This is a genomic window from Rohdeia mirabilis (assembly GCA_007750655.1).
Lineage (GTDB): Bacteria > Planctomycetota > UBA1135 > UBA1135.
Map to the genome: position 1 here is coordinate 3,690,222 of CP036290.1, position 23,875 is coordinate 3,714,096.

Genomic DNA, 23,875 nt, shown 5'->3' on the forward strand with positions numbered 1-23,875 from the left:
GCTGGCCCGCACCTGGGCCGCCGCAGGTTCTCGACCCACGCTCGAATCCACCCGCCCGGGGTTGACGAAACCCACCGCGACCGCCACCTTCCGACCTCCATGTCGTTCGACCGCACCTCCCCCACGCGCCGCCACCACGCGCACACGAGCCATCTGCTGCATCGCCATCACGGCAGCAGTGGGCTTCGCGTGCGTGGACGCCGCGTCGGACGATCGAGGGGCTGAACCGCACAGGACAGCCGAGAACGAGCGAACGACGACGACCACCGAGCGCCGGCCCACGAGGCCGGCGCTCGTCGTTCAGGAGCCGTTTTCGCAAGGAAAGCACCCGTCGAAGGAGAGCCGCCGGCCACCAACCCGGCCCCACCTCTCCTCGAACCCACGTGCCTCCCATGCCTTCCTCCTCCGCGGCCGACGCCGCCGGCTCCGCGATCTCGACCGACGCCCGAATCGCAGGGGCGACGCTCGCTGCTCCCCCGCCCGCACCGACCACCCCGCCGCAGCCCGTCGCCCTGCGCCTGGCCCTGCCCAAGGGCCGCATGCAGTCCGCGGTCGAACGCCTGCTCGCGGACGCCGGACTCGAACTCGGCGGGTCCGAGCGCGACTACCGCCCGCCCCTCGCGGGTTTCGACACGAAGCGCCTGAAGCCGCGCGCGATCGTGCAGATGCTCGCGAGCGGCACGCGCGACGTGGGCTTCTGCGGGCTCGACTGGGTCCGCGACGAGGGCGCCGACCTGGTCGAGTTGTGCGACACGCGGCTCGATCCGGTGCGCGTCACGGTGGCGGCGCCGGCGGCGATGGCCGAGCGGCTCGCGGCCGGCGCGCCCCTCGACCGCCCGCTGCGATTGGCGTCGGAGTTCGAGCGACTGCCGCTCGAGTGGGCCGCGGCGCGCGGGATCGAGCTCGACCTCGTGCGCTCGTTCGGAGCCACCGAGGTCCTGCCACCGGAGGACGCCGACGCGATCTGCGACGTGGTGCAGACCGGTAGCACCCTGCGCGCGAACGGACTGGTCGAGATCGAGGACGTGCTGGCCTCCTCGACGCGCCTCTTCGCGAACCGGCGCGCGCTCGACGACCCCACCAAGCGCGAGCGCATCGACGAACTGGCGCTGGTCGTGCGCGGCGTGCTCGCGGCCCGCGAACGCGTCGTCGTCGAGGTCAACGTGGACGCGGACGCGCTCGATCGCGTGGTCGCCCTCGTGCCGTGCATGCGCCGCCCCACCGTCGCGAGTCTCGCGGGCGATGCGGGCTTCGCGATCAAGGCCGCCGTTCCGCGCACCGCGTTGGCGCGCCTCGTTCCCGCTCTGGTGGCCGCCGGTGGGCGCGACGTGCTGGTCAGCCGGCTGGAGCAGATCGTCCCGTGACGCGCCGCAACCGAACGACCGTCACGACGGCCCCGGCGACGGCCCCGGCGACGAGCGCGCCGACCGCAGGGGCCCTGGACGTCGCGTCCGACACCCGCACGCGTCCTCCGACGACCGTGCAGAACGCCCCGAAGATCGACGTGAGACCCGACATGAACCGGAACAGCAGGACCCAACTCCGCCTCGATCGCAACGAAGGCTGCGCTCCGCCGCGCGCGGTGCTCGAGGCCCTCACCGCGCTCGACGTGGACGACCTGCGGCGCTATCCCGACGTGGCGGCCCAGATCGGTGCCGTCGAACGCGCCTGGGCCGAACACCTGGACGTGGACGCGGAGCGCGTGGTCCTCACCACGGGCGGCGACGGCGCGATCGACCTGTTCTTCGCGTGCTTCGGCGAACCCGGCGCGCGCTGCGTGGTGGCCACGCCCACGTTCGAACCGATCGTGCTTGCCGCGGCGCGCGCGGGCATGGAGCTGGTCGAACTGGACGGCTTCGCGCGGCGCTATCCGCTCGCCGACGCCGCCGCCCTGCTGCAACGCCCGCAGGATCGACTCGTGCTCGTCTCGCCCGCGAACCCGACCGGGCTCGCGCTCGACGGTCGCACGCTGCGCGAGCTGTGCACGCTGACCGCCGGCCGGCCGACCCTGATCGACCTCGCGTACCACGAGTTCGCGCGCGAGGACCTGGCGCCGATCGCTCTGTGCGAGGCGGGCGCGTGCGTCCTGTTCAGCCTCTCGAAGGCCTGGGGACTGGCGGGACTGCGCGTCGGGTGCCTGGTGGTCCCGAGCGAGCTCGCGTCCACCGTTCGCGCCGCGCGGCCCGTCTATCCGGTGGCGACGCCGTCGCTCGCGATCGCCCGGCGCGCGCTCGAGGACTTCGCGGACCTCCCGCTCGAGAATGCGCGTCGTACCGCACCGATGCGCGAGCGCGTCGAGCGGCTGCTGCTGCGCGCCGGGCTCGAGCCGCTGCCGTCCGAGGCCAACTTCGTGCTCGCGCGCGGAGCCGGAGCGGCCGACCTGGCGACGGGTCTGGCGGCGCGACGGGTGTTCGTGCGGCGCTTCGAGGGCCGCGCCGAGTTGGCCGACGCCGTGCGCGTGACCTGCCCCGCGTCGGACGCCGAACTGGCGCGACTGGTGCTCGCGATCGACGACCTGTGCCGCGAGCGCGAAGCCGCCCTGGACGCAGTGAACGCCACGGGAGGCAGTCGATGAGCGCGTCCGCCACACCCTCCGTCCGTCGCGCCAGCGTGCAGCGCACCACGCGCGAGACCGACGTGCGCGTCGCGCTCCGTGTGGACGGCTCCGGTCGCATCGACGTGGCCACGGGCATCGGCATGCTCGACCACCTCTTCACGTCGATCGCCTTCCACGCCGGCTGGGACCTCGAGCTCACCTGTCGCGGCGACCTCGAGATCGACGACCACCACACGGCCGAGGACTGCGCGCTCGTGCTCGGTCAGGCGCTGTTCGAAGCGCTCGGTGATCGCGCGGGCACCGAGCGGTTCGGCGACGCGCTCGTGCCGCTCGACGAGGCGCTCGCGCGCTGCGCCGTGGACCTGTCCGGGCGGCCGTTCGCGCGCGTCGAACTGGGCCTCGTGCGTCCGATGCTCGGCGCGCTGGCCTGCGAGAACGTCACGCACGTGTTGCAGAGCTTCGCCATGGCCGCGCGCCTGACGCTGCACGTCGAACTGCTCTCCGGTGCGAACGACCACCACCGCGCCGAAGCCGCCTTCAAGTCCCTGGCCGTCGCGCTGCGCCGTGCCACCGCGCGCCGCACGCGTTCGGGCGACAGCGCCACCTTTGAATCCACCTCGAACGTCCCCAGCACCAAAGGGGTCCTCTCATGAAACGTCCCGACGAACTGATCCTGATCGACACCGGCGTCGCCAACACGGCGTCGATCATGGGCGCCCTCGCGCGCGCCGGCGTGCGCCGCGTGAGCGCTTCGAACGACCCCGAACGCGTCGCACGCGCCGAACGCGTGGTCCTGCCCGGCGTGGGCGCGTTCGCGGCCGCGATGGAGCGTCTCGAGCGCGACGGGCTCGACCAGGCCCTGCGCGAACGCGTGCTCGCGGACCGTCCGCTGCTCGCCGTCTGCCTCGGTCTGCAACTGCTCGGCACGGCCAGCCTCGAGTCGCCGCGCGCACGTGGGCTCGGCATCGTCGACCTGGTCGCGCGTCCGCTCGCCGCCGACTCGGGGCGCCTGCCCCGGCCGCAGCAGGGCTGGAACCGCGTCGACGCGGACACGCGCTGTCGCCTGCTCGGAAGTGGCTGGGCCGCGTTCGCGAACGGCTACGGCTTCACGGAGCGGCCGACCGGCTTCGGCGTCGCCACGAGCGACTACGGCGGACGCTTCGTCGCGGGGCTCGAACGCGGCGCCCTCGTGGCCTGCCAGTTCCACCCCGAGTTGTCAGGCGAGTACGGCGCGGAGCTGTTGCGTCGCTTCGTCGCGGTGCGTTCGACGGTGCTCTCGAGCGTGCCTTCTGCGCCCGCCGCACTGGCGGTCGGAGGTGGGCGATGAGCGCCGCGCCGAGTCTGGGCGCCTGTGTGCGCGTGATCCCGTGCCTCGACGTGCGCGGCGGACGCGTGGTGAAGGGCGTGCGTTTCCGCGACCTCGCCGACGCGGGCGACCCGGCCGAACTGGCGGCGCGCTACCAGAGCGAGGGCGCGGACGAGCTGTGCCTGCTCGACGTGTCGGCGACGCTGGACGAACGCGGAGCCTGTGCGGCCACGGTCGAGAGCGTGCGTGCGGTCCTGTCGATCCCGCTGACCGTCGGCGGCGGCGTGCGCACGCTCGCGGACGCGAAGAGGCTGCTCGCCGCGGGCGCGGACAAGGTCAGCGTGAACTCGGCCGCCGTCCTGCGCCCCGAGCTCGTGACCGAGATCTCCCGCGCCTTCGGCAGCCAGGCGGCGGTCGTGGCCGTGGACGCCGAGCGCGTCGCGGACGGCGCGTGGCGCGTCACGGTGCGCTCGGGTTCGACCGCGACCCAGCGCTGCGCCCTCGACTGGATCGCGGAGGCCACGCGGCGCGGCGCGGGCGAGATCCTGTTGACCGCCGTCGAGCGCGACGGGACGGGAGCGGGCTTCGACCTCGAACTCCTGCGAGCGGCACGCGCCGTGACGTGTGTTCCAATCGTGGCCAGCGGAGGTGCACGGAGTGCGCGCGATCTGGTGCGCGCGGCGCGCTGCGGCGCGACCGGCCTCTTGGCCGCCGGCATGTTCCACCGCGGCGAAGTGTCGATCGCCGCCGCCAAACTCGAACTGGCCGCAGCCGGCCGGAAGGTGCGCCCGTGATCGTCCCCTCCATCGACCTGCAAGCTGGCAACGCCGTGCAACTCGTGGGCGGCGAACGCCTCGAACTGGACGCCGGCGATCCCTTCCCCATCGCCGAACGCTTCGCGCGCTGCGGCACGATCGCGGTCGTGGACCTCGACGCTGCGCTCGGCCGCGGCGACAACCGCGCCGTGTGGGAGGAACTGTGCCGCCGCCACACCGTGCGCGTCGGGGGCGGACTGCGCAGCGCGGAGGCGGTGCGCGCCGCACTCGACGCGGGAGCGGAGTCGGTCGTGCTGGGGTCGGCGGCGACGCCAGAGCTGTTCCGCGAACTCGGTCCCGAGCTGTGCCGTTCGCGCGTGTTCGCGGCGCTCGACGCCAGGGACGGCGAAGTGGTGACGCACGGCTGGACACGCGGCTCGGGCCGTTCGATCGAGGACGGCATCGCCGAGCTGGCGCCGTTCGTGCGCGGATTCTTGGTGACGTTCGTCGAGCGCGAGGGCCGTCTGGGTGGCTGCGACCTCGAACGGGCCGCGAGCCTGCGCGAGCGCTGCGACGGCCGCGAACTGACGATCGCGGGCGGCGTGACCACGGCGGGCGAGGTGGCGGCGCTCGACGCGGCCGGCTGCGACGCGCAGGTGGGCATGGCGCTCTACACCGGGCGCCTGCCGCTGGGTGCCGGGTTCGCGGCCCCGCTCGCGAGCGACCGCCCCGACGGGCTCGTGCCCACGGTGGTCTGCGATCCGTCGGGCCGCGCGTTGGGACTCGTGTACTCGGACACCGAGTCGATCGAACGGAGCCTTCGGACCGGTCGCGCCTGGTTCCGTTCGCGGCGGCGCGGCCTGTGGGAGAAGGGTGCGAGCTCGGGCGACGGGTTCGAACTGCTGCGCTTCGACGTGGACTGCGATCGCGACGCGCTGCGTGCGATCGTGCGTCCGGTCCCGGGCGCGTCCGGTCGCTTCTGTCACCTGGAGCAGGTGGCGTGTTTCGGCGCGGCGCGTGGGCTGGCGGCGCTCGAGCGCACTTTGCAGGACCGCCGCCTCGCGGCTCCTCGTGGTTCGTACACCGCGCGCCTGTTCGACGACTCGGATCTGCTCGGTGCGAAGCTCGTCGAGGAGGCCTGTGAACTGGCGGCCGAATCGGCACCGGAGCGCGTGGCCGAGGAGACCGCGGATCTCGTCTTCTTCGCGCTCGCCAAGTGTGCCGCGTGCGGCGTGTCGCTCGCGGACGTCGAGGCCGTCCTCGACCGACGTTCGCGACGGGCGACGCGCCGGCCCGGATCCGCCAAGTCCACTGCCGTGGCGCGCGAGGTGCGGTCGTGAGCGCGCTCCTCGAACGGATCGAGCTGGACGAAGCGCTCGCCCGCGCCGCCGCGTCGTCGGAGCGCGACCTCGAGGCCGAATCGAGTGCCCGGCGCATCGTCGCGAACGTGCGCAGCGGCGGCGACGCGGCGCTCCGCTCCGCTGGACTCGAGTTCGGCGACCTCGAACCGGAGCAGGACCTCTCGATCGAACGCTGTGAGCTCGAAGCGGCGCTCGCACGCGTGCCACCGGACGTGCGCGCCCTGCTCGAGCGCACCGCCGCGCGCATCGAACGCTTCGCTCGCGCGCAGCGGGACGCGTTGCGGGACTTCGAGCTCGAGACCGAATGGGGTCGCTGTGGCCAGCGCTGGGTCGCGCTCGAACGCGCGGGCTGTTACGCGCCGGGCGGACGCTACCCCCTGCCCTCGTCCGTGCTGATGACGGCGATCCCGGCGCGCGTGGCCGGCGTGCGCCAGGTGCTCGTCGCCAGTCCGCGACCGAACGACGTGACGCTCGCCGCCGCTGCCGTTGCCGGCGCGGACGCCGTGCTGCGCGCAGGCGGCGCCCAGGCCGTGGCCGCGCTCGCCTACGGCACCGGATCCGTGCCGCGCGTCGACGTGGTGGTCGGTCCGGGCAACCGCTTCGTGACGGCGGCCAAACGCCTGGTCGCGGGCGACGTGGCGATCGACATGCTCGCCGGTCCGAGCGAACTCGTGGTCGTCGCCGACGCCACCAGCGATCCCGACTGCATCGCCGCCGACCTCCTGGCCCAGGCCGAGCACGACCCACGCGCGCGGCCGATCCTCCTGGCCCTCGACGCGCGCGTGGCGGACGCGGTCGAGCGCGAACTCGCACTCCAGCTCGACACGTTGCCCACTCGGGACGTGGCGCGGACGGCGCTCGCGAACGGCTTCAGCGCGCGCTGTGCGAGCCGCGCCGACGCGGCGCGGCTCGTCCAGGCCCTCGCGCCCGAACACCTCGAAGTGGTTTGCGAGGGGGCCTCCGACTTCGCGGCCACGGTGGACCGCTACGGTGCGCTGTTCCTGGGCGAGAACGGTGCGGAGGTCCTCGGCGACTACGGGGCCGGTCCGAACCACACCCTGCCGACCGGCGGCACGGCGCGCTTCAGCGGACCTTTGGGCGTCCAGACGTTCCTGGTGGCGCGCACCTGGATGGCGGGGCGCTCGAACGCGTCGCTGACGGAACTGGCGCGCGACGCGGCGCGCCTCGCGGACCTCGAAGGCCTCGCGGGGCACGCGCGCGCCGCGCACCTGCGTGCGGGCTCGCGCCCCTGAGTCCTTCTACTTCACGGGCATCACGATCGCACCGGCCGCGCCCACGTCGACCACGGTGGCCGAGTCGGCCTGGCGGTCGTGCATCAGCTCGAGGAACGCCGGTCCGAGCGAGCCGCCGCCGCGGCCCACGAGGAGGTGCGGACCGGAGTTCGCCCACGACCAACCGGCCTCGTAGTCGCCGGCTCCCACGTCGAGCCTGATCACCCCGTCGTACGGATCGAAGAAGTCCGGGAGGAAGGCGCCCGTGTCGGGAAGGGCCCACAGCTCGTCCCGGCTCGACAGGAGCATCGACCGGAACTCCTGGGCGGTGCCGTCGAACCGGTGGACGTCCGAGACCGCTCCGCGATCGAGACGCCAGTCCGTCGAGCTCATCTGGTACTCGAGGCCCGTGTCGAGGTCGATCGCGAAGGACTTCCCGAAGAAGTTGTGACTCTGGAGGAGGAACTCACCGAAGACGCCGGCGTAGCGCGCCGATCCGCTCTTGTCGAAGATCGACAGGACCTGCTCGCTGATCGTCAGCGGCACGATGTCGTTGGCCCCCACCAGCGCGTTCACGTCGAAGCTCCGGTAGAGCGCGATCTGGGGCGACGCGTTCCTGACGTAGGACACCACACCACGGCTTCGGCCGAGAACGGCCCGGACCGAGTTCAGACCAGCCTCGGTCCGGACGTCGTCGAACTGGGCCATCAGGTTGCTGAAGGGCTGACTGACGCCGAAGCCGGGCCAGTGCATGCGGAGGCGAACGCTGCCGTTGTCCCCGAGCGTGTCGGTGCGCCACGCGACCCAGAGGTTGTTCCTCCAGACGCCGATGAACTTGCGCGAGAAGCCGGCGTACGAGGAGTCCACCACGTAGACCTCCTTCGTCGTCGGATCGAACTGGTAGATCGGTGCCGAGTGCGTATCGGAGGTCCGCTCGCCCGGCCCGAACCACACGCGTCCGTCGGTGCCCCGGAAGACCTCGGGTTGGATCGCCTGGCCGAGCGACTGCATGGTGCCGTCCGCCCGCACACGCAGCAGCTCGCCGAGGGGCCAGAAGGGGACCTGACCTGCGATCGCGTGGTTGTCGAAGCCGACCTGCTGCTCGTGCCGCTGCACGATCAGGCCTTCGAACACGCCGTTCTCGCGATCGAAGGTCTCGAAGTGGATCGTCCCGACGTCGGCCGGCAGAGCCGTCGTCCGCTGGGTGCCGTCCCACTCGAGCTCGGTCATCATCAACCCCTGGGGCGTGCGGTAGGTGAGCACGCCGCGCGGTCCGCGGATGACCGGGTAGCAGCGCAGGTCCGCGTCCTCGGCGAGTTCGGTCTCGATCACGAACTCGGGGACCGAGGCTCGCTCGACGCCGTTCTCGTCCACGCGCTTGGCGAGGTCGAGCGCCCAGATGCCGCCGGTGTCGCGGAAGTAGAGCGTGTGCGCCCGCAGGTTCGTGACCTCCTCGGCGACAGGGTCGAACGTGCCGCGGTACTGCAGTGCCGTGTTCGTCCCGAGCACCTTCGACGGGTCCTGGAGAGTGGAGGCCGAACCCACGTTCTCGACGTCGATGCCGAGATCCACGCTACTGACGAGGATCGGATCGACCAGGCGCAGGTCGGCAGCACCGAGAACGTCGCTCACGTACGGCATGTACGCCGTCCCGACGGGCGCGCGGCGCATGTCGACCGCGTAGGTGGTGGTCGATCCCGCGGATCCGTCGGTGGGCGACTCCATCAGGCCGAGCGACCCGACGGCGAAGCGGGCTGCGCGGTCGAGCCGGAACGCGTCGACCACGACCTCGAACTCGACGGGCGGGAAGAACTCGTCGAGTTGCGTGGAGGGCAGCAGCACGATCGAGTCGCTCTCCTCCTGCAGGTCGAGTTGCAGACGGTTGCCGTCCGGAGTCGTGAGGTCCGCGGTGAGGCGCCCTTCGCGCTGGGGCGTGATGGTGACCGGTACCCGCGTGGTCGCTCCCACCGGATCGCCTTCCCAGGCGCCCTCGCGATCCGCCACCGCCATCGTCCACTCCCACTCGCCCAGGAGCTCCGACTGGTCCGTCGCATCGGGGCGGAAAGCGCGGACCTCGTGGGTCTGGAAGCACTGCACCGTGAAGAAGTCCACGGTGACGGAGTCGATCTCGAACGTGCCCGAGACGGTCTGACCGTCGGGCTCGATGGTCAAGGCGGCGTCGACGATCGTGAGGGTCTCGCTCCCGACGGTCGACGAGCCGCTCAGCGTGAGGGTGTCGTCGGCGAGAACGGCGTCGAACTCGAAGCCGCCGAAACGGACCAGGTGGTCGACGCCGTTGCCGGTGTCGGCGATCTCGAGCGGGTTGGTCTCGAAGCGGTACGCCCCGTTACAGGCGAGCCACTCCCTCTCGAAGTTCCAAACTCCGGCGAGCTGGAAGCCGGCACCGGGTGCCAATCCGCTTCCGCCCCCCCCGCCGCCGCTACAGGCGACGATCAAGGACGTGAGTCCGGTGACGAGGGACGCGCGCAACAGCGCGGACGAACGAGGGAAGGATCTGTGTTCCATGGGAGTTCGGGGGGTGGATACCTGCGGGGCGCTCGGGTCGGAGGTCGACCCAGCCACCGGACGGGAACGCCCACCGTCGAGCGCAGGGTTCGCCGCCCCGATCCCCCACAAGCCCGACCGGAGCAACGACTTGTGGCCGCGCGACGGTGCTCGCGACCGGGCTGTGGAGGATCGTTCGCGATTCGCCTCCACCGCGGCCCTGCTCCGACCCGATCCCTCCTCCGTGCGTCCCCTCCACCACCGCGCCCCGCGCCGGCCCGCTGCCGCGCGCCGGGGAACCAGTCTCGTCGAGCTGATGTTCGCCGCCGTCGTCCTCGTCGTTGGGATCTCGGCCGCGGCGCTGCAGTCGGCCCGCGCACACGAGTTGCGCCGCCACACCGAGGAGCGCCTCACCGCGACGGCGCACCTGCGCAGCGTGATGTCGACGATCCTCGAGCGCTCGCCGGCCGAGCTTCTCGCCGCCGACTCCGAGTGGGCCGCGGGCGTCGTCGACGTCAGCGCCAACCTCGTCCGGTGCCTGCCGGACCAGCGCACGACCGTGGAGTACCCGGGCTACGCCGCCGGCGACGCGGCGCCGAACCTGTTGCCGGTGGTCGTGCGCGTGGACTGGGACTCGAGCCGCGGCGACGCCAAGACGCTCGAACTGTGCTCGGTGGTGAAGCGATGAGGTTGCGCGGTCCGGAACGTTCTGCGCGTCGCTCGCGGCTGGGTGCGACGCTGCTCGAGTCGATGATCGCGATGTCGTTGTTCCCGCTCCTGATCGGTGCGTGCCTCACCTCGCTCGACGGCGGCCAACGCGAGAGCGATCGCGGAGGACGCATGGCCGATCTGGTGCGCCGTGCGGACCGCGCGATGAGCACGCTGACGTTCGAGCTCGAGCGCTCCGGATTCGCGACCGCCGGTGGCGTCGACTTCCCCTTCTTCGTCGACGGAGCCGCGCTCGACGACGCGCCCGAGCTCCACCGACACGCCGCGGCGAACGTCGCGGCCGGTGCCGCGAACACCGCGCGCGAGGTCGTGTTCCTCCTGCCGCAGGACGCGAACGACGACGGCTGGCCGGACCTCACCCCGTCGATGCAGAACGTGGCCTGGGACCCGACCGAAGTCAGCTACGTCCTTCTGCCCTCGCCCGACGGCAGCAACGAGCTGGTGCGGCGCGAGGACGGAGCGAACGACCGGGTGCTGGCGCGCGGCGTACGTCGCTTCCTCGTCGAGGACGCCGCGTCCACGGGTTTCGCGTTCCCGATCGACACCCTGCGCATCACGCTCGAGCTCGAGGACTCGGGCGTCGGTGATGCGCGCCAAGAGCTGACTTCCACCCGCCTCGTGACCCTCCCCAACGGGACGCCCGATGAAGACTGATCGAAGCGGTCGCGGACTGGGCTTTCGACCTGCACCCGCCACGAAGCGGCGCGGCGCCGTCCTGATCCTCGTGGCCGTCCTGGTGGCCGTGATGAGCGCGGCCGGCGCGGCGATGCTGCACACGGCGATGCACACGGCCAACGACCTGGCCCAGCTCGAGACGCGCCGCGTCGACGCCCAGTTCCTCGGACGCGCGGCACTCGACGCCGGTCAGGCCGCGATCGAGACGGCGTACTTCGGGCGCACCACGCCGCCGACGGAGGGCACGCTCGATCTCGCGGGACACGCGCTCGACTACTCGATCACGACGCTCGCGGGACCGACGCTCGAACAGGCGCCGGAGGGCTATCGGCGTTGGTACACGGTCCACGGCATCGAAGCGCGCGTGGTCATCGACGGCGTCAGCCAGGTCCAACGTCGCGTGGTGCGCGCGAACCAGATCCCGCTCTTCCAGTACGCCGTCTTCTACGAAGGCGATCTGCGGATCCACCCCGGCCCCCAGATGATCCTCGCAGGACCGGTCCACACCAACGGCGACCTGCACAACCGCTCGGCGAGCGGACTCGTGTTCGACACGAACTCGGTGCGCGCCGCCGGCGACCTGTTCAACTGGTGCATCACGGCGTCGAGCAACCAGGTCCGCTTCCGTAAGTGGGTGCCGAACCCGTACGATCCCGCCGCGCCGGTGACTTTCGTCGGCGCCGAGCGCAAGTCGGACTTCGACGCTGCCGGCATCGCAACCGATACTGGTGGCTTCGACTCGACCTTCGCGGGGCACGACGCCAACGGCGACGGCGACTACGAAGATGTCGGCGACGTGGGCCCCTGGGCGGAGCGCGCCCTCGAACTGTGGGGGCCCGACAGCGGCGTCGCCGGCTCCGGCCAGACCGTGCTCGACGCGACTCTGGGCGCGAAGCCGATCGTCCACAACGGCTCGGCCGAGATCCAACGCTTCGTGCCATCGCCCGGCGGCAATCACGTCTGGGACGACGAGGAGGGCGACTTCGTCGAGGCTCCCGCCGGCGTCGTGGGCACGCATACGAAGGGCAACCTGCACGCGAACGCCGAACTGGTCGTCGACTTCGACGGTTCCTCGTGGTCGGCCTTCGATGGGGACGGCAACGACGTGACGGCGACCCTGGCGCCGGCGGTGACGGTGACGACGACCTTCAACGGCTACGCCAACAACGGCGGCGGGCAGGTCCAGCCGACGCTCTCGATCGACATGGCCGTGCTCGCCACCACGGGGCTCCACCCTCCGAACGGTCTGATCTACCTCGGAGCGCCTGGCATTGGTACCGAGAGCAGTCTCAAGCACTTCAGGCTGACCAACGGCTCCGAGTTGATCGGCCCACTGTCCGTCGCGAGCGATGCCCCGATCCAGGTGCACGGCGACTACAACGTCGTCGACAAGAAGCCCGCGGCGGTGATGGCCGACCAGGTCAATCTCCTGTCGAACGCGTGGAACAACAGCAAGACCACGGGAACCCTGCCGCGTGCGACCACGACGTCCTACAACATGTCGGTCTTCTCTGGCGAGACGGACGCGACTGGGGGCGGCAGCTCGGAGGGCAACGGTGGCTACCACAACGTTCTGCGCTTCCACGAGAACTGGAGCGGGGTTCCCTGCCGCATCCGCGGCTCGACCGTGATCCCGATGACCTCGAGCCACTTCCCGGCCTGGTTCCGGGGTGGCGGGCACTTCTACAACCCGCCCAGGCGCGACTTCGGTTTCGATCCGGATCTGATCGCCGACGAGGCCAACCTGCCGCCTTTTACGCCCGTGGGCGTCGAGGTCTCGGTCATCGCGTCGTACTGAGCGGCGGGCCGGTGGCCGCGCCCCACCGATCGACGATCGCCGACCGAGCGCAGGCTACTTCCCGATCAGGAAGTGGCAGACGTCGCCTTCGCGCATCGTGTAGTCGCGACCTTCGACGCGCAGCTTGCCGGCGGCCTTGATGGCGGCTTCGCTCTCGTACTTCTGCATGTCGTCCACGCTGTAGACCTCGGCGCGGATGAACAGCCGCTCGAAGTCGGTGTGGATCACACCGGCCGCGGCGGGCGCCTTGGTGCCGCGCTTCACCGTCCAGGCGCGAATCTCCTTCTCGCCGGCCGTGAAGTAGGTCTGCAGGCCGAGCAGGTCGTAGGTCCCGTGCGCCAGGCGCTCGAGCCCCGACTCCTCGATACCGAGGTCGGCCATGAACTCGGCGCGCTCCTCGGGCTCGAGCCCCGCGATCTCGCCCTCGATGTCGCCCGACAGCGCGACGACGCCGGCACCGGTGGCCTCGGCGTGCGCGCGGACGGCGGCCACCAGCTCGGTCTCCTTCCCGATGTCGTCGGCGGCGACGTTCGCGACGTACAGCACCGGCTTGATGGTGATCAGGAACAGCGGGCGCAGAGCCTCGCGTTCGCGCTCGGTCCACTCGACGAGCCGCAGCATCGTCCCCGCCTCGAGCAGCTCGATCGCCTTGGCGTAGGTGTCGCGCTCGGCGATCGAATCCTTGTCGCCGGAGCGCGCCTTCTTCGACACGCGCTCGTGCGCGCGGTTCAAGGTCTCGATGTCGGCCAGCGCCAACTCGAGCTCGATCACCTCGATGTCGGCGCGCGGGTCGACCTTCCCGTGCACGTGGATGATGTCCGGATCGTCGAAGCAGCGCACCACGTGCAGGATGGCGTCGGTCTCCTTGACGTTGCCCAGGAACTTGTTGCCGAGCCCTTCGCCCTGGCTCGCTCCCTTCACCAGTCCGGCGATGTCGACGACCTTGACGGCGGCCGGGATCACGCGCTGGGTCTTGACGAAGTGGTGCAGCACCTGGAGGCGCGCGTCCGGCACGTCCACGACCCCCACGTTGGGATCGATCGTGCAGAACGGGTAGTTGGCGCTCTCGGCGCCCGCGGCGGTGATGGCGTTGAAGATCGTGGACTTGCCGACGTTGGGCAGACCGACGATTCCTGCGGCGAGACTCATGGGGAGACGTTCTTGGACGTGATGGGCCGAGAGGCGCGGGGAGCGACGTGCCCCGGCGCGCTCCGGCTCAGGAGCAGGTGGCGATGCAGTCGATCTCGACGCGCGCGCCCTTGGGGAGTTGAGCCACGGCGACGCAGGCGCGCGAGGGCGGCGTGTCGCTCGTGAAGTAGCGCGCGTAGACCTCGTTGACCGCGGCGAAGTCCGCCATGTCGACCAGGAAGACGGTGCAGCGCAGCACCTGGGCGAAGGACGATCCACCGGCCGCGAGGACCGCGCCGAGGTTTGCGAGGCAGCGCTCGGCCTCCTCGGCCGCGGTGCCGGCGTGGAACTCACCGGTGCGCGCGTCGAGCGCCACCTGGCCCGAGCAGAAGAGTTGGTCGCCGCAGCGGATGGCTTGGCTGTAGGGGCCGATGGCGGCCGGAGCTTCGTCGGTGTGGACGCGGGTGCGGGTCATGGGATGCCTTTCGGTTCGGGTGCCGCTCGACGAACGGCACCGATCGGGTTGCGGGCGGGTGGAGCCACACAGCGTGCGCGGGAGCGACTCGCGGCGGCACCTTACGTGGTCGCTGTGAGCGACGTGCGGGCGAAGGTCGGCTCAGCTGGCGAACTTCCGCGCCAGGGCGGCGATGACGGCGTCGGGCGCCATGCCGTGCACGTCGCCACCGAGCCCCGCGATCTCGCGCACGAGCGAACTCGTCACGTGGGCGAGCCCGGGATCCGGTACGAAGAGCACGGTGTCGATCTGCGGCTCGAGGTGCCGGTTGCCCAGCGCGAGGCCGACCTCGTAGTCGAACTCGCCGCCGCGCCGCACCCCGCGCACGATCGTGCCGCAGTCGTGTTCGCGACAGGCGTCGACCACCAGCCCCGCGACCGACACGATCGGCGCGCCGTCCGTGCACAGGCGCAGCAGTTCGATGCGCTCGTCCGGCGTGAACAGCGCCTTCTTCGTGGGGTGGACGGCCACGGCCACGAGCACCTCGTCGAAACGCTGGCGCGCGCGCCGCAGGACGTCGAGATGTCCGAGCGTGACGGGGTCGAAGGTGCCCGGGAAGAGGGCGCGGCGGGGGTCCAGGCGAGCCATGGGCCGAAGATCCTAACGTCGCCCGCAACCGATCGGAGCGCCGACCGGTCCGTGGAGGACGGATGGGTCGACACGAGGAGCGATGGCACCCTTCGGGTGCGGATGGAGCAGCGTTCGCGGGCACCTTCGCGGACACCTACACGGAGTCCCGTGAGGTGGCGTCGGGGGCCGGTGGCGAGCCCGATCCCCCGCCGGCGATCGAGCTGGACGGCGCGCCGCCAAGGCGCTCCCCCGCCGTGCGCCCCTGGCCGTGGGTGGCGGGCGCGGTGGCCCTCGGTGCGGCGAGCGCGCCTGCGAACGTCGAGTTGGCGGCGGACGCGGTCGCGGGCGGAACGAGCGTCGGCTGGGAGGTGCGGGCAGGCATCTGGGTCGCGCTCGCTGTGCTCCTCGCGCTACGCCTCGCGGTGGCGAAGCGACCGCTGCTGCGCGAGCGCGGAACCGGTGGCGCGCGCCGGCGAACCGCGACGACGGTCGCCGTGCTCGCGGCCGTCGCCCTCCTGGCCCACGCCACGGTGCGCGCCGACCGGCGGCCGCCCCGGCCGTTGGACGGCTCCGCGGCGGTCGTCGGAACCTGGCGCGAGACCGGCGCCGGACGCGGGCGGCTCAAACTCGACGACGGCTCGGTGGTGTTCGCCGACCTGACCTGTCCCGAGCCGGCGCCGAAGGCCGGCGCGCGCGTCGCGCTCTTGCCCCCGTTCGAACGGCGAGCGGCGGCCCGCGGCCCGCTCTTCGGCGCGCGCTCGGGCCCCGCGCCGCCGCGTGTGTCCCTCGCTCTGGATCAGGTGGTGGTGCTCGCGCGCGACGGCACGGGTGGGCTCGGCGCGGGCCTCTTGGACGGGATGCTGTTCGACGCGGCTGCCGAGGACGGCCCACGGACTCGCGACGCACGGGACGACGGACGGGACGACGGCGGTTGGCTCGAAGAGCTCAGGCGCGCGATGGGTGCGCGGGCGCTGGCTTTGCCGACCGCACCGGACCGTCCACCGAGTGGTCTGGCCCCGGCCCTGCTCGTCGGCGATCGTTCGCACCTGCGCTACGACGTCGGCGACCTGTTCACGCGCACCGGTACGCGGCATCTGCTCGCCCTGTCGGGACTGCACGTGGGTCTCTTCGCGCTCCTCTTCGCACTGCCGCTGCGGCGACTGATCGAGCGACTCGCGTGCCGCACCCGACTGCGGCGTCCCTGGCCGCGGCGCGCCGGCGCAGTGGCCGCGGCGGGTGCCGTCGTGGTCTTCGCGCACCTGGCGGGAGCGAGCCCACCGGTCGTGCGTGCGAGCGTCGTCGCCGTGCTGGTGCTCGTGGCCCACGACTGGCCCAAAGGTGCGCCGCGGCGCTGCGACGCCCTGTCGTTGCTCGGCCTCGCGTTGACGCTCGAACTGGTCCAGCGCCCCGACGCGTGGCGCGATGCGACGGTGGCGCTGAGCTTCGGCGCTTCGATGGCGCTGGCCGCCGCCGCGCGACCCGCGTCGGACCTCGTCGCACGGCTGTTGTTCGGCCGTGGACTGACGGCGGGCGTCGACTCGTTCGCGTGGATCGGTCCGCGCCACCGATTGGTCGCGGCGGTGGTGCGTCTGCGCTGCGAGCGCGCGGTCGCATGGGCGCTGGGCACTTCGCTCGTCGCGAACCTCGGGACGCTGCCGGCGATGTGGGCGCTGTTCGGGGAGTTCTCGCCGATCGGGTTGGTCGCGACGCCGGTCGTCGCTCCGCTGCTCCTGTTGTGGTTGCCGAGTCTGTGGCTCGGAGCCCTCGCGCCGGGGACCGTTCTGGCGCGGCCGCAGGCGATCGTCGAGTCGGCGATGCTCTCGGTGCTCGAGTGGTTCGATCGACTGCCGGGCACGGCGACCCTGTTGCCCGAACGTCCGACGTGGTGGATCGCGTTCCTGTGCGTGGCGGCGCTCGTCTGCCTCGCGCGTGGGCTGCACGGGACGCGGCGCCCCGCGGTCCGACGGCTGTGGCGCGCGACGTTCGTCGGGTGGGCAGCGACGCTCGTGCCGTGGAACGCGCCGGCGAACGCGCTCGAGGTCTGGGCGCTCGACGTGGGCCACGGGACGTGCGTGGTCGCACGGGCTCCGGGCCTTCCGCTGGTCGTGTTCGACGCGGGCTCGACGACGCGCTTCGGACTCGAGCGCGAGGCGCTGCGTCCCTTGTTGATGCGACTGGACGCCGGCGCCGGACTGCTGGTCCTCAGCCACACGGACGCCGACCATCGTTCGTCCCTGCGTTGGTTGGCGACGCGCCTGTCGTGGAGCGCCGTCGCCGGAGCGTGGCCGCGCGATCTCGCGACTCCGGCCCCGCGCCGCACGGTCGTCGATCCGCCGGGCGCGTTGGGCGGTGCGCTGTGGGGCAGCGACGACCCGGGGGGCGCGCGCTGGACGCTCTTGCGCGGGGCGCCGGGGGGCGGGAACGACGGCTCGTGCGACCTGGTCCTCGAGTGGCGAGGTCGCCGGGTCCTGTTGTTCGGCGACGGCACAGGACCGGGGCTCGAGGCCCTGCTCGAGCGGGGCCTGGTCCCGACGCGGGTCGACCTGGCGCTGCTCCCCCACCACGGCGGGTTCGGAACGGGCATCGAGCGCTGGCTCGAGGACGCGCGGGCGGACGAGATCTGGGTCTCGGCCGAGCGGCCCCACGACCTCGAGCACGAGCTCGAGCGGCGGACACTCGTGTGGCGCGCCACGTGGCTCGACGGTCCACTGGGGCTCGAGTTGGGCCCCGGTGAAGCGTCGCGCGCGCATGCGAGCACGGGCGGCTGACCGGCCCCCGCGGCTCGGGCGCCGTGACGGGTGCACGCTCGGGCGCGCGTCGGCGGGTGCGGGTGACCCTCTTCCGCGCTCGACCTACGCACCTGCGTCGACAGAAGGCGCGCCACACTGCTGGCGTCCGCCGCGCCCCGACCGCCCAGACCGCACCTCTCGCACCAGACCGTTCCATGCTGACCCACCTGCTCCTGATCGCCGCCGCGCACGCTCCGCACCTGCCGCAGGCGCCGCTCGCGGCGTGTGCGCTGCGCGCGGCCTCGACCGGCGTCACGACGCAGGACGCTGCCGTGGACCACACGCTGCGTGCCGCGGTGCGCGTCCTGTACCTGGCCCAGGGCGGCACGCTGCGCGGGCGCGCGCGTCGCGACGCCGCAGGACGTTGGGAGTTCGCGCGCGACCGCGAGTGGACCGCGCTGCCGATGGACTCGGTGGTCTCGTTCGCCGACGAGAAGGTGTTGCTCGAGCGCTATGCCGAACGGCGCGCCGAACTGGGCGACACGACGTACGCGGTCCACCGGCGCCTCGAGCTCGCGCGCTGGTGCGAGACGAGCGGACTCCTGCCGGAGCTGGTGCGCGAACTCGACGCCGCGCTCGCCGAACGACCGGGCGATCGCATGGTCGAGCGCTTCGTCGACCGGGTGTCGGACCGCTTGGCGTTCGGCTTCGACCTGCCCGAACCCGAGGAGCTCACCGCGCAGGACGAGCGCGCGCGCACGCGAGCGATCGAATCGGCGCTGCGGACCGTTTCACGACTGGGTCCGAGCACCGCGCGCATCGCCGGAGCACGCCTGGTCGAACTGGCGGGTTGGGAGGCGCTCGAGCCCGTGCTCGACGAGGACCTGCGACGCGCGGGACCGCTGGGACGACGGGTGGCGGCGGACCTGGTCGGGCGCTTCGCTCCGGCCACGCGCACGAAGGTGCTGCTCGTCCGCGCCATCGTCGACTCGGACGAGGACGTGCGCGTGGCCAGTGCCGTGGCGCTCGGACGCGCCGACGAACCGGCGCTGATCCTGCCCGTCGAACGCGCGCTCGCCTCGAGCAACGGACAGGTCCGCTCGAACGCGGCCACGGCGCTCGGGCACATGGGCTACGTCCAGGCGCTGCCCGCGATCGCGAGCGCGATCACCGCGCCGGCGTCGGGCTCGGCCGCAGGCTCCGGTCCGCGCGCGCACATCTTCGTCGGACGCCAGTTCGCGTACGTGCAGGACTTCGACGTGGAGGTCGCGACGGCCGCCTCGATCGCGGATCCGCAGATCGGCGTGCTCGTCGAGGGCTCGGTCCTCGACGTGCGGGTCCTCGGCGTCGTGATCGAACGCACGGTCGTCACGCGCCGCCTCGCTGCGTCCGCCGGTCGACTGCTAGGCCGCGACCTGGGCGAGCGCCGCAGCGACTGGGAGGAGTGGGCCGCGAACTACCGCCCGGACGAACCGGCGGCCGGAACTGGAGCGGACGACGGCGCCGAAGCCGGCGCCGACTCGCGCTCGGCGTGAGGCGTGAGGCGCGCGGCGGACGGGACGGCTCACCCGGCCCGCGCAGCGCATCTCATTCCTGCTCGGAACCCACGTCGGCGGCGCCGAAGCGCTTGGCGACGAAGCCCTGGAAGCCCTGCACCGCGGTGCGCTGGGTGTAGAAGTCGAGGCCGCGCACGCCGCCCAACTCTTCGCCGGCTCCCGCGCGTCCCGGTCCGCCGTGCACCACGTTCGGCAGCACCATGCCCGGCGGCAGGGCCTGTCCCTTCACGCGGTCGGAGCCGATCCAGACCCGCCCGTGGAAGGGCGCGAGCTCGAGCACGGCCGTCTCGGTCCAGGCGGCGTCGTTCGAATAGACCGACACGACGAGGCCCCCCCCACCGCGATTGACCAGCGCCGTGGCCGTCCGCACGTCGCCGTCGTAGGGCAGGATCGTCGCGACCGGTCCGAAGACCTCGTGGTCGTGGATCGCGTCGGCGTCGGAATCCTTCGCCACCAGCAGGGTCGGCGCGACCTGGGCCGGGTAGTCCGTGCTCGGCACGTCGCCACCGATGCGCACGTCGGCGACGGCGCGCAGGGCCGCGAGCCCGTCGCGCACGTGGGCGAGCTGACGCGCGTCGGTCAGCGTGCCGACGCGCGTGCCGTCGACGCTCGGGTCGCCCACCTTCTGACGTCCGAGCTGCTCGCCGAGGTGCTCGACCACGTCGTCCACGCGCTCGGCGGGAACCAGGATGCGACGCACCGCCGTGCACTTCTGACCCGCCTTCTGGGTCATGTCCATCACGACGTTCGAGAGGAACTCCTCGTAGGTCGCGCTGTCGTCGTCCACGTCCGGCGCGAGCACGGCCGCGTTGACCGAGTCCGCCTCGACGTTGACGCGCACGCCGCGCTCGACGAGGCCCGCGTGACCGCGCACCACGCGTCCGGTCGCCGCCGAGCCCGTGAACGCCACGCAGTCCTGGGGACCCAGGTGGTCGAGCAGGTCCTCGACGCCGCCGCACACGAACTGGAACGCGCCGTCGGGCAGGATCCCGCTGTCCGCGACGATGCGCGCGATGGCGTGGGCGATCTGGGCCGTCTGTTCGCCCGGCTTCTCGATCACCGGCACGCCGGCCAGGAGCGCGCAGGCCATCTTCTCGGCCATGCCCCAGCCGGGGAAGTTGAAGGCGTTGATGTGCACGGCGACACCGGTCAGCGGCACGCGCACGTGCTGGACCCAGAAGCGCGGCGTGCGGCCGAGCTGTTCGCCGTCGCCGTCGACCAGGAAGCGACGATCGCCCAGGCGCTTGCCGAACGAGGCGTAGGCGGCCAGGGTCCCGGTCGCGCCGTCCAGGTCGAACTTCGCGTCGCCGCGCGTCGAACCACCGTTGGCGGCGGAGAGCGTGATCAGCTCCTCGCGCTGCTCGTGGATCGCACCCGCGAGCGCCTTCAACAGCCCGGCGCGCTCGACGAAGGTCAGCGCGCGCAGGGCCGGTCCACCGACGGTCCGCGCGTACGCGCAGGCGCCGGCCAGGTCGAGTCCGGACGCGCTGCAGCGTGCCAGGGTCTCGCCGGTGAAGGGGTTCACGAGGTCGCGGGCGCCGGTGTCGGTGCCGGGCCGCCACTGGCCTTGGAGGTAGCTCTCGAGGATCTGCATGGTGTGTCTGGGGCGCGAAGTGTGCGGGTTCGGGCCCGTGCGCCGCGCGCTACGGTACCTGGCGGCGACGGCCGACCCCACAGGCTCTGGGACGTTCGTCCGCCGTGCCGGCGCCCGCGGCGCTCGCGCGGTCCGCAGCGCGCCGAGCACGGACGCCCGTGGTCGCCGGGCCTCGGCGCGCGCTCGCGCTCCTCGACCGATCCCACCGGCGACCGCCCCACTCGACTTCGCCCACCCGCTCACCGCCACCCACCATGTCCGACTCCGCGCTCCCCGACTTCGCCGCCTACCTCGCTCCCGGAACCTTCGACGGCCGCGTCGTCGCCGTCACCGGCGGCGGCACCGGGCTCGGCCTCCAGATCGCGCGCGGACTCGCGTCACTGGGCGCGACGGTGTCGATCGCCTCGCGCTCGACCGAGCACCACGCGGCCTTCCTCGACGAAGCGCGAGAGCGCGGCTGGAAGGCGGAGAGCGCGACGATCGACGTGCGCGAGTCCGCGACCGTGCGCGCCTGGGCCGACGGCATCGTCGAGCGCCACGGCCCCGTCCACATCCTCGTCAACAACGCCGCCGGCAACTTCGTGTGCCCGTCGGAGCGCCTGTCGGACAAGGCCTGGCGCGCGGTCATCGGCATCGCGCTCGACGGCGCGTTCTACTGCGCGCGCGAGTTCGGCAGGCGCATGATCGAGGGCGACGGCGGGCAGATCCTCAACGTGCTCGCGACCTACGCCTGGACGGGGATGCCGGGCGTCGTGCACTCCGCCGCCGCCAAGGCCGGGATGTTGGCCGTGACGCGCACGCTGGCGGTCGAATGGGCCAAGCACGGCGTGCGCGTCAACGCCATCGCTCCGGGACCGTTCGAGAGCGACGGCGCCGAGCGCAACCTGTGGCCCGACGACGCGGTGCGCCAACACATCCTCGCGAACATCCCCTTGGGTCGCTTCGCGCGCGCGGAGGAGGTCGCGGGACAGGCGCTCTTCCTGTTGAGCCCCGCCTGCGACTACGTCACCGGCGAGTGCATGGTGATGGACGGCGGCGCGTGGCTCGGCAAGGGTTTCTGGCCGGAAGGCGTGCGGCTCGAACGGCGCAAGTGACGGACGGCTCCTGCCGCGTCCGAGCGATGGCGTGTGTGGCGTGCTGAGCGAGCACGCGACGCGCGGGCGTGCAACGCACCTCTCGGACGTTCGAGCGCGTGCCACGGATTTGTCGAGTGCGACCCGCAACCGAAGGACGGGCGGTGCGGTCCATCGGGTGTGTCGATCGCACGAATCCACGGAATCTGCCTCGTCGGTGCACGCGCCGAAGCCATCGTCGTCGAAGCGCGCTTTCGAGCCGCGAGCAGCGAGACCGCCGACCGCGCGCGGACCGAGGTCGTGCTGTCCGGCCTGCCCGATCCTGTGCTGCGCGAGAGTCGAGGGCGCGTGCTGTGCGCCCTCGAGTCGGCGGGGATCGGGCTCCCGCCGGGCCGGCTCGTGCTCAACCTGCAGCCCGCGGGGATGCGCAAGCGCGGCGAGCAGCTCGACCTCGCGCTCGCGATGGCCGCTGCCACCGCCTGTGGGCACCTCGACCCGGCCTGGGTGTCCCGTCACCTGTTCCTCGGCGAGCTGGGGATCGACGGGCGGCTGGTCGACGTGCCGGGCGGACTGGCGGCGGCCGACACCGCCACGCGTCTCGGCCTGGTCGGTCTGGTGGCACCGCCGCGCACCGCGGCCGAGGCGCGCCACCTACCGGGCACCCGCGCGCTGGCCGCCGTGGACCTGATCGGCGTGCTCGACGCGTTGCTCGCGAGCGAGGGCGAGAACCAGATCGAGCGCAGCACGAGGGGCACTCGATCCGAGGACGACGGCGGCGATCGGGCGGCGGACGAGACGACCGCGCGCTCGCCCGAACGGCACGAGCGCGCGGTCGCGTCGCTCGCTGCGATCCGCGGTCAGGACGCTCCGAAGTCGGCGCTCGAGGTGGCGGCCGCGGGCGGACATGGCCTTCTGTTCAGCGGTCCGCCGGGCGCCGGCAAGTCGATGCTCGCGCGGGCCCTCGCAGAGCTCATGCCGCCGCTGCGCAACGACGAACGGGTCGAGCTCACGCGCGTGGTGTCGGCGCTCGGCGAGTGGCCCGGTGGTCTGGCGGAGCGACGCCCGTTCCGCGCCCCCCACCACACGACGAGCCACGTGGGACTCGTCGGCGGCGGCAATCCTCCGACCGCGGGCGAGATCACCCGCGCGCACCTGGGCGTGCTGTTCCTCGACGAGCTGGCGGAGTTCGGTCGCGAGGCGCTCGAAGCCCTGCGCGAGCCGCTCGAGACCGGCTGGATGCACGTGGCGCGAGCGGGCCACGCCTGCGAACTGCCGGCGCGCTTCCAACTGGTGGCTGCGACCAATCCGTGCCCCTGTGGCTATCTCGACCACCCCACGCGACGCTGTCGAGACTCGGTCGGTTCGGTGCGGCGCTACCGCGAGCGGCTCTCGGGGCCCGTGCTGGACCGCATCGACCTGCGCGTGGCGGTGCGCCCCGCGGCGGCGCGCGACGTGGCGGCCGCCCGCGCGCCGACCTCCTCCGAACGCGAGGTCGAAGCGCAGCGGGTCGCGCGGGTGGACGCGGCGCGCGGACGGATGCTCGCGCGCCAGGGTCCGCGCTCGAACGCGCGCCTGACGCCGGACGAACTCGATCGGTGGGCACCTCTCGACTCCGAGTCGGTCGACCTGCTCGAGCGAGCGGCGCGCAGCGACGCCCTGTCGGCGCGCGCGATCCACGCCACCCGGCGCGTCGCACGCAGTCTGGCGGACCTGGCCGGACGGGAGCGGATCGAGCGCGAGGACGTGGCCGCCGCGATCGCCCTGCGGGGACCGGAACCGTGAGAGCGGCCCGA

General features: G+C 72.5%; 19 protein-coding genes. 14 read left to right on the forward strand and 5 right to left on the reverse strand.

Annotated elements, in window-relative coordinates:
- The first annotated feature begins 392 nt into the window (after nt 1-392).
- From hisG to hisD, 7 genes are all read left to right on the forward strand, one after another.
- Nucleotides 393-1,364 (forward strand): ATP phosphoribosyltransferase, encoded by a 972-nt coding sequence (gene hisG, locus Pla163_RS13740; RefSeq protein WP_145189492.1) that lies wholly within the window; start codon nt 393-395, stop codon nt 1,362-1,364.
- 116 nt (nt 1,365-1,480) lie between these two features.
- Nucleotides 1,481-2,575, forward strand: coding sequence for a pyridoxal phosphate-dependent aminotransferase (locus Pla163_RS13745; protein ID WP_145189495.1), 1,095 nt, complete (start codon nt 1,481-1,483; stop codon nt 2,573-2,575).
- Nucleotides 2,572-3,210, forward strand: a complete 639-nt coding sequence (gene hisB, locus Pla163_RS13750) for an imidazoleglycerol-phosphate dehydratase HisB (RefSeq protein WP_145189498.1) — start codon at nt 2,572-2,574, stop codon at nt 3,208-3,210. The genes Pla163_RS13745 and hisB overlap by 4 nt, the downstream gene beginning before the upstream one ends.
- Entirely contained in the window at nt 3,207-3,884 is a 678-nt protein-coding gene (gene hisH, locus Pla163_RS13755) for an imidazole glycerol phosphate synthase subunit HisH (protein WP_145189501.1), read from the forward strand. The genes hisB and hisH overlap by 4 nt, the downstream gene beginning before the upstream one ends.
- Nucleotides 3,881-4,657: an imidazole glycerol phosphate synthase subunit HisF gene (hisF, locus tag Pla163_RS13760; RefSeq protein WP_145189504.1), complete on the forward strand. Its 777-nt coding sequence runs from the start codon at nt 3,881-3,883 to the stop codon at nt 4,655-4,657. The genes hisH and hisF overlap by 4 nt, the downstream gene beginning before the upstream one ends.
- Nucleotides 4,654-5,958, forward strand: a complete 1,305-nt coding sequence (gene hisE, locus Pla163_RS13765) for a phosphoribosyl-ATP diphosphatase (RefSeq protein WP_419185941.1) — start codon at nt 4,654-4,656, stop codon at nt 5,956-5,958. The genes hisF and hisE overlap by 4 nt, the downstream gene beginning before the upstream one ends.
- Nucleotides 5,955-7,232: a histidinol dehydrogenase gene (hisD, locus tag Pla163_RS13770; RefSeq protein WP_419185942.1), complete on the forward strand. Its 1,278-nt coding sequence runs from the start codon at nt 5,955-5,957 to the stop codon at nt 7,230-7,232. The genes hisE and hisD overlap by 4 nt, the downstream gene beginning before the upstream one ends.
- 6 nt (nt 7,233-7,238) lie before the next feature.
- On the opposite strand, the gene Pla163_RS13775 is transcribed toward hisD, so the two are convergent.
- A complete protein-coding gene (locus tag Pla163_RS13775) occupies nt 7,239-9,737 on the reverse strand; it encodes a hypothetical protein (protein ID WP_145189513.1) in 2,499 nt (832 codons plus the stop codon).
- 223 nt (nt 9,738-9,960) lie between these two features.
- Between Pla163_RS13775 and Pla163_RS13780 the strand changes: the two genes are divergently transcribed.
- From Pla163_RS13780 to Pla163_RS13790, 3 genes are all read left to right on the forward strand, one after another.
- Nucleotides 9,961-10,404: a hypothetical protein gene (locus Pla163_RS13780; RefSeq protein WP_145189516.1), complete on the forward strand. Its 444-nt coding sequence runs from the start codon at nt 9,961-9,963 to the stop codon at nt 10,402-10,404.
- A 71-nt stretch (nt 10,405-10,475) separates the two neighbouring features.
- Nucleotides 10,476-11,099, forward strand: coding sequence for a hypothetical protein (locus Pla163_RS13785; RefSeq protein WP_145189519.1), 624 nt, complete (start codon nt 10,476-10,478; stop codon nt 11,097-11,099).
- On the forward strand, nt 11,089-12,918 hold the full coding sequence (locus Pla163_RS13790; RefSeq protein WP_145189522.1) for a hypothetical protein: 1,830 nt from the start codon (nt 11,089-11,091) through the stop codon (nt 12,916-12,918). Before Pla163_RS13785 ends, Pla163_RS13790 begins: the two co-directional genes overlap by 11 nt.
- A gap of 54 nt (nt 12,919-12,972) precedes the next feature.
- Here the strand turns inward: Pla163_RS13790 and ychF are convergent, their stop codons facing one another.
- From ychF to coaD, 3 genes are all read right to left on the reverse strand, one after another.
- On the reverse strand, nt 12,973-14,067 hold the full coding sequence (ychF, locus tag Pla163_RS13795) for a redox-regulated ATPase YchF (protein WP_145189524.1): 1,095 nt from the start codon (nt 14,065-14,067) through the stop codon (nt 12,973-12,975).
- 67 nt (nt 14,068-14,134) lie between these two features.
- On the reverse strand, nt 14,135-14,521 hold the full coding sequence (locus Pla163_RS13800; protein ID WP_145189527.1) for a RidA family protein: 387 nt from the start codon (nt 14,519-14,521) through the stop codon (nt 14,135-14,137).
- A 141-nt stretch (nt 14,522-14,662) separates the two neighbouring features.
- Nucleotides 14,663-15,148 carry a pantetheine-phosphate adenylyltransferase gene (gene coaD / locus Pla163_RS13805; protein WP_145189530.1) on the reverse strand — a complete coding sequence of 162 codons (486 nt, stop codon included), beginning with the start codon at nt 15,146-15,148 and terminating at the stop codon, nt 14,663-14,665.
- Nucleotides 15,149-15,384: 236 nt separating this feature from the next.
- Between coaD and Pla163_RS13810 the strand changes: the two genes are divergently transcribed.
- Both Pla163_RS13810 and Pla163_RS13815 read left to right on the forward strand, forming a co-directional pair.
- The gene (locus Pla163_RS13810; protein WP_419185943.1) at nt 15,385-17,898 is read left to right on the forward strand and encodes a ComEC/Rec2 family competence protein; all 2,514 of its coding nucleotides are present in this window, start codon (nt 15,385-15,387) and stop codon (nt 17,896-17,898) included.
- 176 nt (nt 17,899-18,074) lie between these two features.
- The gene (locus Pla163_RS13815) at nt 18,075-19,394 is read left to right on the forward strand and encodes a HEAT repeat domain-containing protein (protein ID WP_145189537.1); all 1,320 of its coding nucleotides are present in this window, start codon (nt 18,075-18,077) and stop codon (nt 19,392-19,394) included.
- 52 nt (nt 19,395-19,446) lie between these two features.
- Here the strand turns inward: Pla163_RS13815 and Pla163_RS13820 are convergent, their stop codons facing one another.
- The gene (locus Pla163_RS13820) at nt 19,447-21,009 is read right to left on the reverse strand and encodes a 3,4-dehydroadipyl-CoA semialdehyde dehydrogenase (protein WP_145189540.1); all 1,563 of its coding nucleotides are present in this window, start codon (nt 21,007-21,009) and stop codon (nt 19,447-19,449) included.
- 254 nt (nt 21,010-21,263) lie between these two features.
- Here Pla163_RS13820 and Pla163_RS13825 point away from each other — a divergent pair, with 254 nt between their 5' ends.
- Together Pla163_RS13825 and Pla163_RS13830 are read left to right on the forward strand one after the other, a co-directional pair.
- Nucleotides 21,264-22,103, forward strand: coding sequence for an SDR family oxidoreductase (locus Pla163_RS13825; protein ID WP_145189543.1), 840 nt, complete (start codon nt 21,264-21,266; stop codon nt 22,101-22,103).
- A 159-nt stretch (nt 22,104-22,262) separates the two neighbouring features.
- Nucleotides 22,263-23,864, forward strand: a complete 1,602-nt coding sequence (locus Pla163_RS13830) for a YifB family Mg chelatase-like AAA ATPase (RefSeq protein WP_419185944.1) — start codon at nt 22,263-22,265, stop codon at nt 23,862-23,864.
- The last annotated feature ends 11 nt before the right edge of the window (nt 23,865-23,875 follow it).

Coding starts and splice junctions, on each gene's coding strand:
- hisG (WP_145189492.1), top strand. CDS start 393: ATGCCTTCCTCCTCCGCGGCCGACGCCGCCGGCTCCGCGATCTCGACC.
- hisB (WP_145189498.1), top strand. CDS start 2,572: ATGAGCGCGTCCGCCACACCCTCCGTCCGTCGCGCCAGCGTGCAGCGC.
- hisH (WP_145189501.1), top strand. CDS start 3,207: ATGAAACGTCCCGACGAACTGATCCTGATCGACACCGGCGTCGCCAAC.
- hisF (WP_145189504.1), top strand. CDS start 3,881: ATGAGCGCCGCGCCGAGTCTGGGCGCCTGTGTGCGCGTGATCCCGTGC.
- Pla163_RS13775 (WP_145189513.1), bottom strand. CDS start 9,737: ATGGAACACAGATCCTTCCCTCGTTCGTCCGCGCTGTTGCGCGCGTCC.
- Pla163_RS13785 (WP_145189519.1), top strand. CDS start 10,476: ATGTCGTTGTTCCCGCTCCTGATCGGTGCGTGCCTCACCTCGCTCGAC.
- Pla163_RS13790 (WP_145189522.1), top strand. CDS start 11,089: ATGAAGACTGATCGAAGCGGTCGCGGACTGGGCTTTCGACCTGCACCC.
- ychF (WP_145189524.1), bottom strand. CDS start 14,067: ATGAGTCTCGCCGCAGGAATCGTCGGTCTGCCCAACGTCGGCAAGTCC.
- Pla163_RS13800 (WP_145189527.1), bottom strand. CDS start 14,521: ATGACCCGCACCCGCGTCCACACCGACGAAGCTCCGGCCGCCATCGGC.
- coaD (WP_145189530.1), bottom strand. CDS start 15,148: ATGGCTCGCCTGGACCCCCGCCGCGCCCTCTTCCCGGGCACCTTCGAC.
- Pla163_RS13815 (WP_145189537.1), top strand. CDS start 18,075: ATGCTGACCCACCTGCTCCTGATCGCCGCCGCGCACGCTCCGCACCTG.
- Pla163_RS13820 (WP_145189540.1), bottom strand. CDS start 21,009: ATGCAGATCCTCGAGAGCTACCTCCAAGGCCAGTGGCGGCCCGGCACC.
- Pla163_RS13825 (WP_145189543.1), top strand. CDS start 21,264: ATGTCCGACTCCGCGCTCCCCGACTTCGCCGCCTACCTCGCTCCCGGA.